This window comes from Paenibacillus sp. GCM10027626, from assembly GCF_042676285.1.
Taxonomy (GTDB): domain Bacteria; phylum Bacillota; class Bacilli; order Paenibacillales; family Paenibacillaceae; genus Paenibacillus_Z.
In genome coordinates this window covers 447,243-466,809 of record NZ_JBHTHC010000003.1, presented here as the reverse complement: position 1 = coordinate 466,809, position 19,567 = coordinate 447,243, and the positions used below count along the sequence as shown (strand labels likewise).

Genomic DNA, 19,567 nt, shown 5'->3' with positions numbered 1-19,567 from the left:
TTTTGTGTTTGTATCGGTTTTCATTGAAGGTTAAGCGTTAGAAAGCATGGGATCGGGTTTATAATGATGACCCTCAGGACGAGCTGCTTTTTCATTTTCTGGATGAAAACCGATTGTTACTGGCTACTATCTCGCCCATAACCATAAAGGGAACTGCGTTTTTATTAAACTACATTGTCTGGGAAAAATTTATATAAAAACTAGTGCTACAGGACGGGCGTGCTGTCATTGAAGGCAAGCAAGCATGACGCCCGGGAGCAACGGCAATGATGGAGCGCTTGCTGAAAACAATAGGTCTTATTGATTCCTAACATTAAATGAATCAACTGTCACCGGCCATAAGTTGTATAGAAAATGTATAGGAGTAGTTGATACTATAAATATGAAAGGAAACCACTCCCGAACATTAATAAAATAGTGATGTTGTATTCCCAGGAAGCTATAGATAAAAAGAAATTTTAACCAAATTGGGACTATCGGGCCTAACCCATCAATTTTAATTCAAGTATAATCCAAATTAAGCAAGTGTTTAATGCGGAAAATACTAAATGCAAGCTCGTACGATAATGGCAACCCCGTTGACTGTTCGTGTGTTTGATTTTGTTCTTACTCAATAGTGAAATTATGGCAAATAATGGAAGTGGCTTGGTAAGGAATGAATGCTTCTATTAACTGACGAGAGTAAGCGCTGTGCACGCTCCATAGAAAGCGCTGCCGTGGAATTACTCAAGAAAACGTGAAACGGATCTTTGTATAGGAACTATGCTGGTTGCGTCCGTTCTTCCTAAAATTAGACAAATAACTATAGATTACAGCAAACTTGGGGCTATCGTACCTGATCTTTAGACTTATTTCAATATATACTAATGGTGATTTCTGTTTAGAAAATTAAATACATCGTACGATAATAGCAAACTCGTTGAAAGACGGGGACGCAAAGCTATAGGGGCTAACGGGTCAACCAATGCCAGCCAGCTGCCGAATATGATGGAAACCTCCATCTGTTGGCGCATGTTCGGTTACGATGGAGTTTTTTTATTTTGGGCATGAGGAGGAGGTGTTCATTGATGACTGCAGCAATGAGTTGCTTCTACTAATTTAAGAAGGAGAGGAAGATGAAAACGTATCCGCCAACATATCCTCCCACATTCAAAGTAAAAAATAAATAAGGAGGGAATACATTGAAAACAAAATTACTAATCAATCGGATTTTTAAAGTTTTGATGGCTTTTCTCATCATTATTGCGTACAATCCGATTCTTCCATTTCAAAATGCAAAGGCGGCTGCAGATAATAAGTGGCTGACTTATAAATTGGATGGATTCTCTAATGATACGTTTAATCAATTGTTTGAATCGGATGGTACTGCCAATGTTCCCGGTGGGACAAACTTTATACGGCTGACACCGGCAGAGCCAATGAAAAGCGGCAGCGTTTTTAACAAAAATGCAATTTGCCCAAAAAACAATTATTCATTCAGTACAGCCTTTTCGTTTAAAATGAGTCCAAATACGGAAGAGGCTAGTGACGGTTTGACTTTTACGATCCAGACCGGTACATCCAGTCAGTTAAGTGAGGGAGGCGGTATAGGGTATTACGGTATTAAACCCAGCTTCGCTGTTAAATATGATACTTTTTTAAACACAGTTTATCGTGATCCTTCTTCAAACTACATTGGACTTGCGCAAAATGGATCGGTGGAAAATCAGGATGGTTGGTATACCGATTTGGATCAGTATAATGGGGCTAATGGCACCAATTATGTTTTATCAAACGGAACACTGTATTACACATGGATCGACTATGATGGTTTAGCCCAAAATGTTCAGGTACGTCTAGGAACTTCACCAGATAGAGCGAGTGCTAACAAAATTTTAGAAGTAAATAACATAGATCTTGGTTCGATATTTGATGGAAAACCTATTCACGCCGGTTTTACCGCTTCGACAGGATACCCGAATAACGAGACTCATGATATCAATAGCTGGTATTTTGTCAATAACTACGCACCTATTGATACCCTTGCTCAGCCAAATGAGTACAGGCAAGCACCTAGCAGTGTGAAATTAGCGTCTGAGCCGGCTGGCGAACCGGGGGTATACAATGTTACGGCAATTCTGCTAGATCCGCTAGGTAATCCAGTTCCCGATGCACAGCTGGATACTTTTACTTCTACAGTAGGAGACCTAAACGGACCAAACGGAGAGCCTGTAACCGCTTTAGTAGCAGATGCAGACGGAAAGATTCATGCGGTGTTGAACAATGCCGATCATTCAAAAGACATTACACTTTCGGCTACTGCCGGTTGCGCCAGTGATTCTGACACAATTCCGGCTACTAACCAGCCGCCAGTCGCCCCGGATGATACAAAGACTACGCCGGTAAATACGCCGGTCTCGGGGCAAGTAAACGGGACGGATCCAGATGGCGACAGTCTAACCTATAAAGCGGGTCAACAGCCGATTCATGGTACGATTATAGTGAATGAGGATGGAACGTGGACTTACACGCCGGATAAAGACTATGTTGGTGATGATTCGTTTACTGTCATTGTTGATGATGGGCATGGCGGAACGGCAGAAGCAACAATCACGATTCACATCAATCTAAATCCTTCTCCATCTCTCGAATCTAATAAAACAGCAGTAATCAAACAAAAAGCGGATGGGAATAAAGATGCAGCTCATCCGGAAGTGGGAGACACGTTGCTGTATACAATACAGACGCGCAATACGGTAACAGATACTCTCGTGAGCAATCTCGTGATCTCCGACAAAATTCCGGCAGGGTTGGAATATGTTCCGGGTACACTGACCGTAGACGGTAAAGCAGTCAGTGATGATCAGGATGATGATCAAGGCCATTATGCCGATCTTACAGTAACCGGAAAGTTTGGGGATGTAACCGACACGGAATGGTATACGATTACATTCGAAGTACAGGTAAAAGCAGGACAAGCTGGGAAGACGATTGAAAATACCGCGGCTGTCACTGGCGACAATCTAGACAAGCCTGACGAGCCGAAGAATACTGTTGTGGTCTATCCACTTAATCCGCCAGATCCACCAGACGGATGTGGCATCCCGGTAGCCCTGATAAATGGCAGTTTTGAGGAACCACCTGGAACAGGTTCAATGAATGGTTCATTTGGGTACTTTGTAGATGAAGTTCCAGGATGGGAGACTACTGATACATGGATTGAAATATGGGACTATGCTGCAGGTTACCCTGCTCCTTATGTACAAGAACATGTTCCTCCTGTTGATGGTAATCGATTTGCAGAAATAAATGCTGCTATAAACGGCATGTTATATCAAGATGTCCAGACTACACCCGGACAGACGATCTATTGGAGACTTTCACATATAGGGCTAAGCGGAGTTGATACGATGCAACTCCGAATCGGACCGGCAACAGCCGATCCTTATGATACCTCAATCATACAACAAATGTCCGATGACAATACGGCCTGGGGAACTTATACGGGATCCTATACCGTTCCGGAAGGACAAACCGTGACAAGGTTTGGATTTGAGGCTGTATCTACGTCCACTGGATCGATCGGACATGGTAATCATCTAGACGACATCTTTCTAGGTACAGGGCCTTGTGTCGTAGCAGAAAAAACGGTTAGTCCAAAAAGTGACGTATTTGCTGGGGATGAATTAATCTATGAAGTCACCGTGAAAAATGGTGGTGGCGACATTGCCGAAAATACAGTCATCGAAGATGCGATACCTCAAGGTACAGAGTATGTTCCTGGATCAATGAAAATTTTGAACGGTCCTAAAAAAGGAACGGTAACAGATGAGAAAGATGAGGATGCAGGTCATTATGCTGACGGCAAAGTAACTTTTAATGTCGGAACTTTACCGAATATCACTGACCTGCCTGATGGAATTACTGTTCAATTTAAAGTAAAAGCTTTGTCTAATTATGCAGGAAAAGATGTAATGAACAAGGCATTAGTGAAATTTAAAGACTTGCTAATAGATGAAGAAAAACAAACTGAAACGAATGAAGTAAAAACACCGATCAAATATAAAGATCCTGTCCTGAAATCGGAAAAATCAGCAGCGATTCAACAAAAGGCTGATGGCAATACAGATACGGACAATCCGGAAGTCGGCGACACCCTTCTCTACACAATTAAGACTCAGAACACGATGGCAGACAGTCTTGTGAAAAACTTGGTGATTTCCGATGAAATACCGGCAGGTCTCGAGTATGTCGCAGGCAGCCTGAAAGTGGATGGTCAAGCTGTAACAGATGATAAAGATGGTGACAAAGGTCATTATGTCGATGGCAAGGTTGTTGGACTATTTGGCGATATCGCAGACACGAACTGGCATACGGTTACTTTCGAAGTGAAGGTAAAAGCAGGCCAGGCCGGTGCGGATATTAAAAATATAGCCGCCGTTGAAGGAGACAATATTGACGAGCCGGAGAAGCCGGAAGAAGAAGTAAAAGTTTATCCAAGGGTACCTAAGCTCGAATCCGAGAAAACAGCCATCAACGCTGTGACAGGGAAAGAAAAATACGAAGTTGGCGATACGATTGTCTACACAATCAAAACGCGCAACAAAGTATCGGATAGTGAAGTGAAAAACCTGACGATTACGGATGAACTTCCAGCAGGACTCGAATATGTGGCAGACAGCTTGAAAGTAAGCAATAATGGCACAGGCGAGTTCAAAGATGGCAAGGTCACGGCGAATTTCGGTGATGTAACGGATACGCAATGGCGGACAGTTACATTCGAAGCAAAAATTATGTCCGGTCAATCTGGCAAAGAACTCAAAAATATTGCCACTATTGATGGCGGTAACATCGATGTCCCGGATAAACCAGAGGAAATTGTCAAGGTTGATCCGAAAGATCCTGTCCTGATATCGGAGAAATCCTCGGCGATTAAAGAAAAAGCTGTGAGTAACAAGGACAAGGATCATCCGGAAGTGGGTGACACACTTCTCTACACCATTAAGACCCAGAACACGATCGCAGACAGTCTTGTGAAAAACTTGGCGATTTCCGATGAACTACCGGAAGGCCTTGAGTATGTCGCAGGCAGCCTGCAAGTGGATGGCGAATCTGTCACAGATGCCGAAAATGATGACAAAGGTCATTATGTCGATGGCAAGGTAGCTGGACTATTTGGCGATATTACAGACACGGACTGGCATACGGTTACTTTCGAAGTGAAGGTAAAAGCAGGCCAGGCTGGTGCGGATATTAAAAATATAGCCGCCGTTGAAGGAGACAATATTGACGAGCCGGAGAAGCCGGAAGAAGAAGTAAAAGTTTATCCAAGGGTACCTAAGCTCGAATCCGAGAAAACAGCCATCAACGCTGTGACAGGGAAAGAAAAATACGAAGTGGGCGATACGATTGTCTACACCATCAAGACTCGCAACAAAGTGTCGGAAAGCCTGATCACAAATCTATCGATCACCGATCAACTTCCAGCAGGGCTCGAATATGTAGATGGCAGCCTAGAAGTAAGTCATGAAGGTATGGGTGAGTTCAAAGATGGTACCATTACAGCGAACTTCGGTGAAGCGAACGATACGGAATGGCGCACAGTTACATTCGAAGCAAAAATTATGTCCGGTCAATCTGGCAAAGAGCTCAAAAATATAGCCACTATTGAAGGCGATAGCATCGATGAGCCGGATAAACCAGAGGAGATTGTCAAGGTTGATCCGAAAGATCCTGTCCTGAAATCGGAGAAATCCTCGACGATTAAAGAAAAAGCTGTGGGTAACAAGGACAAGGAACATCCGGAAGTGGGTGACACCCTTCTCTACACAATCAGGACCCAGAATACGATCACAGACAGTCTTGTGAAAAACTTGGTGATTTCCGATGAAATACCGGAAGGTCTCGAGTATGTCGCAGGCAGCCTGCAAGTGGATGGCGAATCTGTTACAGACGCAAAAGACGATGACAAAGGTCATTATGTCGATGGCAAGGTGGCGGGCCAATTTGGCGATATCACAGACACGGACTGGCATACGGTTACTTTCGAAGTGAAGGTAAAAGCAGGCCAGGCTGGTGCGGATATTAAAAATATAGCCGCCGTTGAAGGAGACAATATTGACGAGCCAGAGAAGCCGGAAGAAGAAGTGAAAGTTTATCCGCGCTACCCGGTGCTTGAATCGGAGAAGTCCGCGAAGCTGGATACGAAGGCGGACGGCAATACAGATGCGGATCATCCTGAAGTTGGCGATACGCTGGTTTATACGATCCAGACTCGTAACATCGTAACCGACAGTGTTGTCACCAATCTGATCATCGCGGATAAAATCCCGGCAGGCTTGGCATACGTTCCAGGCACGCTGAGCGTAGACGGCAAAGCTGTCACTGATACCGAAGGAGACGATGCCGGCCATTATGCCGATGGTCAAGTGACAGGCCAAATCGGCAATGTGACCGATACGTCCTGGCATACGGTAACCTTCCAAGCGAAGGTGCTTCCTGGCCAAGCGGGCAAGGATATTCGGAACAAAGCGGTTGTCAAAGGAGACAATGTCGGCGAGCCGGACGAGCCGACAACGACAGTGGAGATTTATCCACGTGGCCCTGTTTTGGAGTCTACCAAAACGTCCAGTCTACAAGCTAAAGCGGACGGCAATAAAGATGCGGATCATCCAGAAGTAGGCGACACACTGCTATATACGATCCAGACTCGCAATACTAATGCCGATAGTCTGGTCACCAATCTGGTGATCACGGATAAACTTCCGGCGGGCTTGGAGTATGTACCGGGTACGCTGAGCGTAGACGGCAAAGCTGTCACCGATGCTGAAGGAGACGATGCCGGCCATTACACCGATGGCCAAGTGACGGGCCAAATCGGCAATGTGACCGATACGTCGTGGCATACGGTAACCTTCCAGGCGAAGGTGCTGCCAGGCCAAGCAAGCAAGGATATTCAGAACAAAGCGGTTGTCAAGGGTGACAATGTTGGCGAGCCAGATGAGCCGACAACGACAGTCGAGATCTATCCGCGTTATCCAGCGCTTGAATCGACGAAATCGGCGAAGCTGGAAACCAAGGCAGACGGCAATAAAGATGCGGATCATCCAGAGGTAGGCGACACGCTGCTGTATACGATCCAGACTCGTAACATCGTAACCGACAGTGTAGTCACCAATCTCGTCATTACGGACAAAGTTCCGGCAGGTTTGGCATACGTTCCAGGAACGTTGTTCGTAGACGGAATCGCGGTGAGCGATGCTGAGGATGGAGACCGCGGCCATTATGTTGATGGCCAAGTGACGGGCCAAATCGGCATCGTGACCGATACGTCCTGGCATACAGTAACCTTCCAGGCGAAAGTACTGTCAGGGCAAGCGGGCAAAGATATTCAGAACAAAGCGGTTGTCAAAGGAGACAATGTCGGCGAGCCGGACGAGCCAACGACGACAGTCGAGATTTATCCGCGCGGCCCGGTTTTGGAGTCGACCAAAACGTCCAGTCTGCAAACTAAAGCGGATGGCAATAAAGATGCAGCACATCCAGAAGTCGGCGACACGCTGCTGTATACGATTCAGACTCGCAATACCAATGCGGATAGTTTGGTCACCAATCTGGTGATCACGGATAAAATTCCAGCAGGTTTGGAATACGTTCCTGGAACCCTGAGTGTAGATGGCAAAGCTGTCACTGATGCCGAAGGAGACGATGCTGGTCATTATGTGAACAGTCAAGTGACTGGTCAATTCGGCAATGTATCTGATACGACATGGCATACGGTAACCTTCCAAGCGAAGGTGCTGCCAGGCCAAGCGAGCAAGGATATTCAGAACAAAGCGGTTGTCAAGGGAGACAATGTCGGCAAGCCAGATGAGCCGACAACGACAGTCGAAATTTATCCGCGTTATCCGGCCCTCGAATCCGAGAAGTCGGCAGCGAATTTGACTGAAAACAAGCAGAAGTACGAAGTCGGGGATACGGTTATCTATAAGATCCGGGCAAGAAACACAGTAAGCAATAGCGTTCTGACCGATCTGAAGATTTCGGATACTCTGCCGGCAGGCTTGGAATACGTCGCCGGAAGCATGAAGGTAGACGGCGTAGCTGTTACAGATGCGGAAGGAGACGATAGCGGAAGCTATAAGGACGGCGTTATGAACGCCATCATCGGTAACATTTCCGATACCAACTGGCATACGCTGGAGTTCCGGACCAAAGTGAAAGCAGGACAAGCCGGTCAAACGATCAAAAACGTCGCGGAAGTCACAGGCGGCAACATTGGCGAACCGGGTAAACCGACGAAAGAGATTTTCGTCGACAATGAGCCGATTATCTATCCGCCGTACCCGCCGTATCAATCTCCAGTCATGGAGTCGCATAAAACATCCAAGGATCTGAACGGCGGTAACGTCGAAGAGGGCGACACGATCGAATATGCGATCCAGACGCGCAATACGGTATCAGGCAGCACCGTAAGCAATCTAGTCATTTCCGACGAATTGCCGGAAGGACTGGAGTACGTCCCTGGAAGCTTGAAAGTGGACGGCAAGCCTGTGACCGATGCTAAAGATGAAGACAACGGCGACTATGAGGATGACAAAGTAACCGGGAAGTTCGGCTTCATCACAGACATGAACTGGCATAAGCTGGAGTTCCAGGCAAAAGTAAAAGCAGGACAAGCTGGCCGGACGATCGAAAACATCGCTAAAGTGAGCGGGGATAATCTGTTAGTGACAGATAGCCCTCGTGAAGCAATCACGGTAGTTGAAAAAGTAATTGTTCCTGATCCTGAAACTCCTGTACTAGAGTCGCAAAAAGTTTCGAAGAAACTGGGCAGCGGCAGCATCAAAGCCGGTGACAAGCTGGTGTACACGGTGAAAGCGCGGAATACAGTACCAGGAACCATGGTCAGTAATTTGGTGATAGCCGACGAATTGCCGGCAGGGTTGGCTTATGTGCCAGGCACATTAAAAGTGGATGGTCATAAGGTAACGGATAAAGCAGATGGTGACAGTGGCTACTATGCTGCTGGAAGAGTTGTTGGAGAAATTGGCGATGTCATGGATACGAAGTGGCATACGATTGTGTTCCAGGTCCAGGTCGAAGAGGGCCAAGCCGGCAAAAAGATCAAAAACATCGGCGAAGTAGCTGGGGACAATGTACGTGCACCGGAGGAGCCTTATGAGGAGATCATCGTTGGCGGAAATGACAACGGGAACCATCAAGCGGGCAAACCAAGCAAACCGGGACAACCAGGCAAACCAGGGCAACCGGATAAACCTGATAAACCAGTGAAGCCGGGAGAGAAAGAACCAACCAAACCGGGTCCGACACCTGAGCAGCCTTGGGTATCCACAGGTGGAGGGAACGGCACGGAAAGCGGCAGCAAGAACAATGGTCAGCACTACTTGCCAAAAACAGCGACCAATATGTACACGTATTTGTTGGCAGGAGGCCTGCTCCTTATTGCCGGCATGTGGCTGGCAAGAAGAAAAAAGACCGATAAAAAGAATGCCTCGTAGCAAAAACTAAAAAAGCAGCCCCTCTCCTTCGGGAGGCGGGCTGCTTTTTGTGCTTGTATCAGTTTTCTTTGGTGGTAAGCGTTAGATAGCATGGGGGTGCGGTTATAGTGCCCCTCCCGTGCCCAAATACAGGACAAGGAAGCTTCGCTTAGTGTGTCGAGAACATTTCCCGCAGTACCCGAAAGGCCCGTTCCCGATCCTGAACATCCTGTTCTTTAAGCAGCATAACGGTTTTCCATATCCATTCGTCTGCTTTGAACTGCTCATGCTGATCATGATCGAATGACACGATTACGTTGGTATGCAAGGCTTCGGCTATTTTTTCTAGAGTTTGAAGCTGTATGTTCTGTTCACCTCGCTCGACGCGACCGATATATGTTCCTTGCGATTCCAGCACTTCTGCTAACTGTTCCTGTGTCCAACCCTTCGTTGATCGGTAATGCCGTATCTGCTCACCTATCATTTTGGATAACTGACTCATGTTAGCCGTTCACCTCTTTCTATAAGAAGTGTAGACCAATGGTGTAGTGCTCTTGGAGATTACCAAAAGTTCAAATAAAATATATTTGAACTTTTAAGTTCTTCCGGCAAACAAGGCCAATCGGATAAACCTGATAAACCGGTGAAGCCGGGAGAGAAAGAACCAACCAACCCTGTCTCCGACACCTGAGCGACCTTGGGAATCCACAGGTGCAGGGGAAGGCACGGAAAGCGGCAGCAAGAACAATGGTCAGCACTACTTGCCAAAAACAGCGACCAATATGTACACGTATTTGTTGGCAGGAGGCCTACTCCTGATTGCAGGCATGTGGCTGGCAAGAAGAAAAAAGACCGATAAAAAGAATGCCTCATAGCAAAACTGAAAATGCAGCCCCTCTCCTTCGGGAGGTGGGCTGCATTTGCGTTTATATTAGTTTTTATTGTCTGAACTGGGGGGATGGTCAAAAAAGCGAACTTTTTTCTTGTTGCAAGGGGAGAGAAACCCTACTTTATATACTTGGACAGCTTCAATGTCTCAATCATTTTCATCAGCCAACATTTCAGAGAGCATTCGATAAATCTTGCGTTGCTTGGCTTCAGTTTGCTGCAGCATAAGGGTGACGCTTTCCCAAACCCAGGTCTTCTGGTAAAGGTACTCTTCATTGTCGTTATCCAGTAAGGCAAATATGCTAATTTCAAGGGCATCCGCTATTTTTATAAGTGTTTGTATGCGAAAATTTTTCTCTCCGCGTTCAAGTTGTCCAATATATGAGCCGGTAGAACCTATAGCTTCTGCCAATTGTTCTTGGGTCCATCCCATTGCAGAGCGATATAGCCTGATTTTTGCCCCTACGAGTTCCTGAATATTAACCATTTCTACACCTCATAGTCAGTGTAGAACATGAGATAGGATTAATGGAGTCGTTAAAACGACTAATGTGATTATTCATTGTCGTTTTCTGTTTTATTCAGTATAATTTTCTTAGAACCTCCTATTTTACGAAAGAGTTCTGTTTTGCTTACTTAGTGTTACAAAACCAACAAAGAAATATACAAAATCCATGAAAAAAGAGGAGGCTTGCCGTTTTCAACATTAACGAACAAAGAAAGTTTCCAGATAGCTATCATGAGAAGAAGTCTTTTAATGTTGAACGTTCATTGAAGGAGGAAATAGAACAAGTGCGAGGTGAACTTCATGAATTAGTTAGTAAATATAGTATGTTAGATTCACTAGTTTTGGAAAAATCAATTGAACTTGATAAGCTTTTAAATCTATATAAGAACTAATTTCAGCGGAAGAAATAATTCTAAAAGCAGCAACTGCCACCGGTCTTTCAATGGCCAGCAGCGGCTGCTTTTTTTGTATAGAAACTGTATATACCCAATTGGTAGACTTATAGCAAATGTCGAAATTTGGTGATTTATGTTCAATACTAGGAAAAAAGGAGTGGGTATTCCTGTGAGAGCGATACTGGTTGATGATGAGAGGCTTGCGCTGAAAAAGCTGAAAAACATGCTGGAATGCGATGTGGGTGGTGTAGAGGTTGTTGGGATTTGCTCCGATCCGGGCTATGCGGTGCAGATGGTAGCGGATCATCAGCCGGACGTTGTCTTTTTGGACATACATATGCCTGAGATGGATGGGCTTGCATTGGGCGAACGGATCCAAGCGGAAGTGCCGCATGTCGAGCTGGTGTTTGTAACGGGCTACGATCATCATGCTGTGGAGGCGTTCAAGCTGTATGCGCTCGATTATTTATTGAAGCCTGTACAGAGCGGCAGATTGCAAATGACCGTGCAGCGTCTGCTTTCCAAGAAGCGAATTAACACAGCGCCTGTTCAGGAGCCTGTGGTACAGCAGCCGATGATTTGCTGCTACAAGCAGGTGCGCTTCCAGTTCCCGGGTACCGAGCCGCAGCAGATTAAATGGCGGACCAGCAAAGCGCAGGAATTGTTTTCATATCTGTTATGCCATCGGGGTCGTTCGATTGAAAGAAACGAATTGATGGAATTGCTGTGGCCCGGTTTTGAAGAGGCCAAAGCCGCGCAGCAGCTTTATACGACGATTTATCATATTCGGCAAACTTTAAAAAGGAACGGCTTGGAACAAGTGTCGCTTTATAGCGGCAATTTGGATGCGGGTTACCGCCTTGTTCTGGGTGAAGTGCGTGTCGATGTAGAGGAGTGGGAACGGCAAGTGGAAGCGCTGGAAGTGCCAAGCTTGCCTACCATTGCGGAGCATGAGCGCGTGCTGTCTCTCTATGAAGGCGATTACTTGGGTGACCATAATTACGGATGGGCCGAACAGGAAAGGGGACGGTTGCAGCAAATATGGCATCAGCATGCAAGGAATGTAAGCAAGTTCTATATTGAGCAGGGGGATATGGAGGCGGCAATCCGAATAAATCATCGTATTCAGCAATTGCTTCCAGATGCGGAGGACAGTTATTACCAGTTAATGCAGCTTTACGATGCCGTTAATAACCGGGGAGGAGTAGAGGAGCAATATAATCTGCTGGTCGTCAGGATGGCGCAGAAACCCGAATCAGTGATTGATCCCGGTATTACCGAGTGGTACTACCGTTGGAGGCGGGAGGATATCGCATTGCAACCTATGTAAAAAACAAGGCCGTCTTTCGCCAGCGATAAGCTGCGGCAGGACGGCCTTTGCTGCTATTCAATAAAGAATAGGCGATATTTCTCGTAATCGGCGGTCCGGCATTCCATCTTTAGCCTCGTTCCGTTTTCTTCATAGCTTGTTTCTTGTACATGAGCATGCTCATTAAAGTATGCGACAAGGCGGCCTTGATCGAACGGGATCGTGATCTCGCATTGCATGTAATCGCGATAGATACGGCTGCGGATCACTCCTATTAATTCATCGATGCCGAGCTGCTCTTTAGCCGACAAATATACCCGGTTGTCACTTACTTGAGGGTAAGGCTCGCTTGTCAGATCGGCTTTGTTATAAGCAAAAATAACCGGTATTTGGCCTGCGCCGAGCGCCTTTAATGTTTCATTCGTTACCGCAATATGCTGCTCGTACTCCGGATTAGAGCAGTCGACGACATGGATAAGCAGATCGGCTTCGGCGACCTCCTCCAATGTGGAGCGGAATGCTTTTACAAGATGGTGGGGCAGTTGACTGACAAAGCCGACTGTATCCGTTAATAGAAAAGACTTGTGATCTGGCAATTCGATATTGCGGACCGCTGTTTCCAGCGTGGCGAACAGCATATCTTTTGCCAGTACCTGTTTGTTCGTGCCCGGGTTGTAAGCCTCGACAAGCACGTTCATCAGACTGGATTTGCCCGTGTTGGTGTAGCCGACAAGACAGACGACCGGCACTTCGTTTTTGCGGCGCCGTTTGCGCTGCAGCTGGCGCTGAGCGACCAGTTTCTCGAGCTCGCCTTGCAGAGCCGCAATCCGCTCTTCAATTCTGCGCCGATCGAGCTCGATTTTTTTCTCGCCGGCACCCCGATTTCGCAAGCCGGAGCCGCCGCCTTGCCGGCCAAGCGATTCGCGCAGCCCGACGAGCCGCGGCAGCATGTAATGCAGCTGGGCTACCTCGACCTGCAGCTGCGCCTCTCTCGTCTGGGCACGTTCGGCAAAAATATCAAGAATGAGCGTAGTACGATCCACAACTCTGCGCTCCAAAGCGGCTTCCAGATTGCGAATCTGCGATGGAGACAGTTCATCGTTGAAAATAACCAGGGGGGCATCGAGACCCTCCAATAATGCGACCAGTTCGTCGATTTTGCCGCTGCCGATATAATGGGATGGGTTGATGCGGCTGGCTTTTTGCGAAAGCTGGCCTACGATTTCGATCTCGCAGGCCTCGGCAAGATTGCGCAGCTCCTCCATTGAATAATCGAAGTCTGACTGCGGCTGCAGCTGTAATTGAACGCCGACCATGACGGCGCGTTGTTTTGTTTGTTCCAATACGATTCCTCCCTTTAATAGACATAAAAAAGAACACAAGCAGGACTGCCTTGTGTTCGCAGTAATCATCAGAGGAGCACAACATGGACGATAAGCTGGTCAAATGTCTGGTACTCAGCCAATCAAGATGAAAGCTGAGCTCCAATACATCCGCATATTTCCATCCTATAAAGGTAAACGCATGGGGCGATACTGCACTGTACAGTATAGCTGCACCATCATCCGAATTTATGGGGTTACCTCTTAAAATGGACAGACCAATCCTGAGTCTCCTCTGCACACAAGCAGAGCCTTGGCGCTATTCAATTAGCGGCGCAAAGTGCGAACTCGGATGAAGTCTACCACATGTAACCCTCCGTTCCTAAAAAGTACATTTATTGTAGCACATCAAAGCTGCAGCCGTAAATGTAATCTTCTTTTATAAAAATTGTCGGCTGCCGGATGTCGTAATCGCAGTCATTTTGAGGAGATCTGTTTAATATAAAAATCTACTGTCTTTATTTCTGACTATTTTGTGTGTTAATTTGCAAAAAAAATGAGATTATGAGCGAACCGTAGGAGGGCATTCTGTCGAGACGGGCAGTATCGGATTGTGGCGGACCGTGGATCCATTATCTGTTTTATTATAGTTAAAAAATGACGATTGGGATCTCGTTCATTTTTGAGTATTTTATGCAAAAAAAATGTTCAGCCTCGAACGGGCGCGAAAAGAACTGCAGCATAGGCAATTATCTAATGTAGTATGAATTGGCGTGAGGAGATAGGGGGAATATTAAGTTGGGAAAAGGTGGAGCGTGAATATAGTTTTTGCTTGAAAATCATGGGATTTTGGTGTATGATACGACGATCCTAAAGCGCGCATGGTTCTGCAAACGCGAGAGATGACAGTCAAAATGCTGGTGCGGTCACGGGCGTCTGGCCTTGTGAGGGCGGGGCTTTCGCCTGAGACAGAACGTGATTTTGTGGGGAATGCCGGCTATATTGGCCAAAGCGCAATTGGATATTTTAAAGGCGAGTAGAGGGTGGATGTATGGAGCAGCAGGCTATAATAGCACTTGCCGTCTTTTTAGTTACCTATGCAATGATCATCACGGAAAAGATCCATCGCACCATTGTGGCGATGCTTGGCGGTTTGATCATATTGCTGCTGGGGATTGTCGATGTGCATACGGCGATCAGTCATCATATCGATTTCAATACGATCGGTCTGTTGATCGGGATGATGATTATTGTAAGTGTAACGGCCAAGACAGGGCTGTTCAAGTATATTGCGATTATTGCGGCCAAACGGGCGAAGGGCGAGCCTGTAAAAATATTGCTGGCCTTGTCGCTCATTACGGCAATCGGCTCGGCGTTTTTGGATAATGTAACAACGGTGCTGTTGATTGTTCCGGTAACATTCAGTATTACCAGACAGTTGAAGGTGCACCCTTTTCCCTTTTTGTTCTCGCAAATATTAGCCTCCAACATTGGCGGGACGGCTACGCTGATTGGCGATCCGCCGAATATTATGATCGGCAGTGCGGTAAGGGAGCTCACTTTCATCGCCTTTATTAACAACCTGACACCGATCGTAGTACTGATTATGCTGGTTCATTTGCCGATCTTTTTGCTGCTGTTTCGCAAAAAGCTTCGCACAACCGATGAAAACAAGCAGGGGATTATGATGATGGACGCTAGCGAGCTGATTTCAGACCGGCCGCTGCTGACGCGCTGTCTGATCATTCTTGGCGTGACAATTGCCGGCTTCTTCCTCCACCAAACGCTTCATCTCGAGTCTTCGGTCGTAGCGCTGACGGGTGCGTTTCTGCTGCTGCTGTTAACGGGTGAGCATGCGATGGAGGAGGCATTCACCCGTGTGGAGTGGACAACCATCTTTTTCTTTGTTGGTCTGTTTGTCCTTGTTGGCGGGCTGGTGGATACCGGCCTGATCGGCCAGTTGGCCAGCCAGGCGGTGAAGCTGACCGGCGGGGACACGTTTGCAGCCTCGATGCTGATCTTGTGGATGAGCGCATTGGCATCGGCTTTTATGGACAATATTCCGTTCGTGGCGACGATGATTCCGTTAATTCAGGAAATGGGCAATATGGGGGTACAAAATCTGGAGCCGCTATGGTGGTGCCTGGCGTTAGGTGCTTGTCTCGGCGGCAACGGCACGTTAATCGGCGCCAGCGCCAACCTGATTACTGCCGGTCTTTCCGCTAAAGAAGGTTACCCGATTACATTTATGCAGTTTCTGAAATATGCTTTCCCGCTTATGCTGCTGTCAATCCTAATTTCGAGCATCTATATATGGCTCAGATACTTGCTGTAATAAGGAAACGACCTCGAATGAGCAGAGTTCCGCTAGAAAATCCCGATGATCCGTTTGTTGGCGCCATCGGGATTTTTTTTGTTTTCAGTTCCGCGGCGGACCCGGCTTGCTGTTGATCGTCCATGATCTGTGATAAAATAATATCTTGCGTACTTGAGTCAATTTCCTGTATATCGCCTGGATTACAGGCGCAAGCGGAACTATGAAATTGACTCTGCCTGCCAGCTTTTGAGGGAGGATGATGGAATTGACAGAATGGACAATGCAGCAGCTGGAATGGCTGAGATGGGTGCAATTGCTGATATCAATCGGCATCTTGCTGCTATTCCTATTGTTTCGCAAGCTATTTACGAACTATTTGATTGCGATTATAAAGCGCGTCTTTAAGCAGTCGGAAGGCATATTGAAATGGGTTGAGGCCTTCGAGAAGCCACTGCGCGCCTTTTTTATATTGATTGGGGTGTATCTGGCTATACGGTGCTATGTGCCTGAGGCATATATGGCAACAGAAGGCATGCGGGTAGTCAACGGGATTTGCCGCAGCATCGGAGTTGCGCTGGTCGGTTGGGGCATTTACAATGTGTCTGCCTCGTCGTCGGCATTGCTGGAGGGGCTCAGCAAGCGTTTCGGCCTGGATGAAACCAGCATGCTTATTCCCTTTTTGTCCAAGGTGCTGCGATTTGTCGTCATTGTCCTTACGGTGACGATTATCGGCTCGGAGTGGGGCTTTAGCGTTAATGGCCTTGTAGCCGGCATGGGGCTCGGCAGTCTTGCCGTCGCCCTTGCAGCGAAGGATACGCTGAGCAACATACTTGGCGGCGTCGTGATCATTCTGGAAAAGCCATTCTCCAAAGGAGACTGGATTATGACGCCAAGCGTAGAGGGAATTGTAGAAGATATTACGTTTCGCAGCTCGAAAATTCGCACTTTCGCGCATGCGGTTGTCACCGTGCCGAATGCGACCTTAGCGAGCGACCCGATTACGAACTGGAGCCGGATGGGCAAGCGGCGGATTACGTTCACGCTTAATGTGGCGCTTAATTCGGATCGCGAACGAATGGAGCGGGCGATTGAACGGATGGATCAATTGCTCCGCAACAATGAGCATATTGACCCGGCGATGATTATGGTGCGGTTTAGCGAATTCAAGGAAAGCAGTCTGGGCATCTTCTTTTACTTTTTTACCAAGACGATTGTGTGGACGGAGTATCTCACAGTGAAGCAGGATATCAACCTTGAGATTATGCGGATTTTGGAGGAGGAGGGAGTGCGCCTGGCCTATCCGGCACAGCGCATCTTCCTGGAAGGCGCCGCGGATCGTCAACAGGGAGAAACGACAGGATGGTAAGTGGAGACGGACGTATTGAAAAAACAGCTATGATATGCTTTAACTAAAGAACGTTTTCGTGAAAGGGTGGAATTTGTCCACCTTTTGCGCTTGTCTAGTGGCAAACGGCAGTAAAGGAGAGGATCGGGTGAAAAGAAGCTTTTCACTGCTTAATCTGGTGTTCTTTATTCCGGCCATCATTTTAAGTTTCGTAGTGTGGAATGAATATACCAGTGGGCTTGACGCTAACATGAAGAAGACGGCGTCATCTGGGCGCGGCCTGTTTTTTCTGGATCGCGGCAGCAAGGTGATGGGGATCGCCGAGGATGACAGCGCTGGATTAAAAGGCGAACTCTACGACGCCAAGACAGAGAAACTGATAAAAGGAATACCGCTTTATTCCGACATACATAAACAGTTCGTTTCAGCCTACCAAAATGGGCGTTTGATTCTGGTCACTAAAAATAACGAGAATCGGCTTGTGATGAATATGATCGATTCCGAGGGCGGCGTGAAGGAATTAGCGCAAGGGAAACCTGATCTTTCCGGAATACTTGATCTCTTCGGGTTTTTAGACAGCAGCGCTTATACATGGCGTGGAAAGCTTGTTATTTTCGGTGAATCGACCGGAAAAATCCCCTATATCGCCCAGATCGATCAGGGTAAGCTGCAGACAATTAATCTGAACCATAAAAACCTGCTGCCTTCCAGACCAACACATGCGCGGCCCGTTCAGGAGAGTTTCGACAGCGGTGCGGCTTTGCCGATGTTGGAGGTGGACCTTCATGATGACCGAAGGGCATTTGTGAGCGGAGTGCTGAATCAGCAAGGCCTCCCGCTGACGTACATCAAAAAAGAAGAAGAGAACTACTCTGAGGCGAGAGACCGCGCTGCCCGCCAATTCGCTTCCCAATTCCACCGTAATGAAACCAGACTGCTTAAAGTGGATGGCAAATATCCCGGACAGGTCAGGGTTTATGACGCGGCAGCAGATAAATGGGGCGGCGTACTGCCAACTCCAATGCCTGTATATCAGGCGAAGCTGTATTCTTTGAACGACGAAGAGACCTTGATTGCCGGCTCTAACACCAAAGATGAAGCAGAGGGACATGTTCTGGGATATCTATACAATGAAAAAACGAAGCAGTTCACGGATGTTTCGGCAATCGTTTCTTTAATACCTTATGACGATCTGAAAAACGCGAAGCTTCTTTTTTATAAGGAAGCCGGAGACGACATTCTATATTACTCCAACTCGACGGCTTCTGCCGCATGGATGAATATGCACGATGGGGCGTTTGGGCTTATCAATAGCGGGACGTTTCAACAATGGCAGCTTGGCAGGGACGAAAACCAAAAATCCATCCAAAGCTTCATGAACTATCTCAAACAAGGGGATGCGGTCGTAATCAACTGGGCGATCTGGGTTTTCATTCCGGTATTCATGTTTGGATTGTTAGCTATTTTGCCGCCGATATTGCGGGCGAAGCACAAGCGAAAACTGGAGCAGGGTCGGCAGGGTTTGAATATCGAACAGGGGAAACGGCATCGCTGATTCAAATCGAAGGGCTTACCCGCCTGCTTGATTATGGAAGTATGTCTGACCGGAATAAATCGGAAAGAATTCCCTTGCAGGGAGAGATTATCCGAATTCAGCCATACGGGGTAACGATCAATAATCGTCAAATAATGATGTTTGAGATGCTGGTAACCTATGGCCAGGAACGGCTTAAGACAAAGTAACCGGTGGGATTTCAGACACGGCGAAGCTACCCGAAAGGGGGTGACGCTGTGTCACTTGATCTTTTGGTGAAGATTCTGGATGTGCTGCTAAAAGTGGTTGGCATTTTTGCCGGCCTGAAGACTTTCCTTGGCAGTGGAAAACAGAAGAAAACACGTAAAGACAAGAAAAACCACCGGCGATAGGTTGGGCCCTTGATCCGGTGGTTTTTCATCTCATATGAATCTCTCGCCGTGGTCGCCCACTGGCCTTTGTTAAGAAGT

11 protein-coding genes and 1 riboswitch are annotated in these 19,567 nt (G+C 47.1%); of the genes, 8 read left to right on the top strand and 3 right to left on the bottom strand.

Going from position 1 to position 19,567, the window contains the following annotated elements:
- The first annotated feature begins 899 nt into the window (after positions 1–899).
- Positions 900–983, top strand: a riboswitch (cyclic di-GMP riboswitch).
- Positions 984–1,181: 198 nt separating this feature from the next.
- On the top strand, positions 1,182–9,500 hold the full coding sequence (locus tag ACFQ0N_RS38295) for an isopeptide-forming domain-containing fimbrial protein (RefSeq protein WP_483874985.1): 8,319 nt from the start codon (positions 1,182–1,184) through the stop codon (positions 9,498–9,500).
- Between the two features lie 148 nt (positions 9,501–9,648).
- On the opposite strand, the gene ACFQ0N_RS09135 is transcribed toward ACFQ0N_RS38295, so the two are convergent.
- Positions 9,649–9,981 (bottom strand): helix-turn-helix domain-containing protein, encoded by a 333-nt coding sequence (locus ACFQ0N_RS09135; RefSeq protein WP_379325086.1) that lies wholly within the window; start codon positions 9,979–9,981, stop codon positions 9,649–9,651.
- A gap of 172 nt (positions 9,982–10,153) precedes the next feature.
- Between ACFQ0N_RS09135 and ACFQ0N_RS09130 the strand changes: the two genes are divergently transcribed.
- A complete protein-coding gene (locus tag ACFQ0N_RS09130; RefSeq protein WP_379325391.1) occupies positions 10,154–10,354 on the top strand; it encodes an LPXTG cell wall anchor domain-containing protein in 201 nt (66 codons plus the stop codon).
- A 161-nt stretch (positions 10,355–10,515) separates the two neighbouring features.
- Here ACFQ0N_RS09130 and ACFQ0N_RS09125 read toward each other — a convergent pair whose 3' ends face one another.
- Complete coding sequence (locus ACFQ0N_RS09125; RefSeq protein ID WP_379325084.1) at positions 10,516–10,854, bottom strand: helix-turn-helix domain-containing protein; 339 nt, start codon at positions 10,852–10,854, stop codon at positions 10,516–10,518.
- A 284-nt stretch (positions 10,855–11,138) separates the two neighbouring features.
- Between ACFQ0N_RS09125 and ACFQ0N_RS09120 the strand changes: the two genes are divergently transcribed.
- Positions 11,139–11,267: an aspartyl-phosphate phosphatase Spo0E family protein gene (locus tag ACFQ0N_RS09120; RefSeq protein WP_379325082.1), complete on the top strand. Its 129-nt coding sequence runs from the start codon at positions 11,139–11,141 to the stop codon at positions 11,265–11,267.
- A 172-nt stretch (positions 11,268–11,439) separates the two neighbouring features.
- Entirely contained in the window at positions 11,440–12,600 is a 1,161-nt protein-coding gene (locus ACFQ0N_RS09115; RefSeq protein ID WP_379325080.1) for a response regulator, read from the top strand.
- 53 nt (positions 12,601–12,653) lie between these two features.
- On the opposite strand, the gene hflX is transcribed toward ACFQ0N_RS09115, so the two are convergent.
- The gene (gene hflX / locus ACFQ0N_RS09110) at positions 12,654–13,922 is read right to left on the bottom strand and encodes a GTPase HflX (RefSeq protein ID WP_379325077.1); all 1,269 of its coding nucleotides are present in this window, start codon (positions 13,920–13,922) and stop codon (positions 12,654–12,656) included.
- A 1,030-nt stretch (positions 13,923–14,952) separates the two neighbouring features.
- Between hflX and ACFQ0N_RS09105 the strand changes: the two genes are divergently transcribed.
- From ACFQ0N_RS09105 to ACFQ0N_RS09090, 4 genes are all read left to right on the top strand, one after another.
- Complete coding sequence (locus tag ACFQ0N_RS09105) at positions 14,953–16,236, top strand: ArsB/NhaD family transporter (protein WP_379325075.1); 1,284 nt, start codon at positions 14,953–14,955, stop codon at positions 16,234–16,236.
- A gap of 247 nt (positions 16,237–16,483) precedes the next feature.
- A complete protein-coding gene (locus ACFQ0N_RS09100) occupies positions 16,484–17,584 on the top strand; it encodes a mechanosensitive ion channel family protein (RefSeq protein ID WP_379325073.1) in 1,101 nt (366 codons plus the stop codon).
- 127 nt (positions 17,585–17,711) lie between these two features.
- A complete protein-coding gene (locus tag ACFQ0N_RS09095) occupies positions 17,712–19,118 on the top strand; it encodes a hypothetical protein (RefSeq protein WP_379325071.1) in 1,407 nt (468 codons plus the stop codon).
- A gap of 236 nt (positions 19,119–19,354) precedes the next feature.
- Positions 19,355–19,489 (top strand): hypothetical protein, encoded by a 135-nt coding sequence (locus ACFQ0N_RS09090; RefSeq protein WP_379325069.1) that lies wholly within the window; start codon positions 19,355–19,357, stop codon positions 19,487–19,489.
- Positions 19,490–19,567 lie beyond the last annotated feature (78 nt).

Coding starts and splice junctions, on each gene's coding strand:
- ACFQ0N_RS09135 (WP_379325086.1), bottom strand. CDS start 9,981: ATGAGTCAGTTATCCAAAATGATAGGTGAGCAGATACGGCATTACCGA.
- ACFQ0N_RS09125 (WP_379325084.1), bottom strand. CDS start 10,854: ATGGTTAATATTCAGGAACTCGTAGGGGCAAAAATCAGGCTATATCGC.
- ACFQ0N_RS09105 (WP_379325075.1), top strand. CDS start 14,953: ATGGAGCAGCAGGCTATAATAGCACTTGCCGTCTTTTTAGTTACCTAT.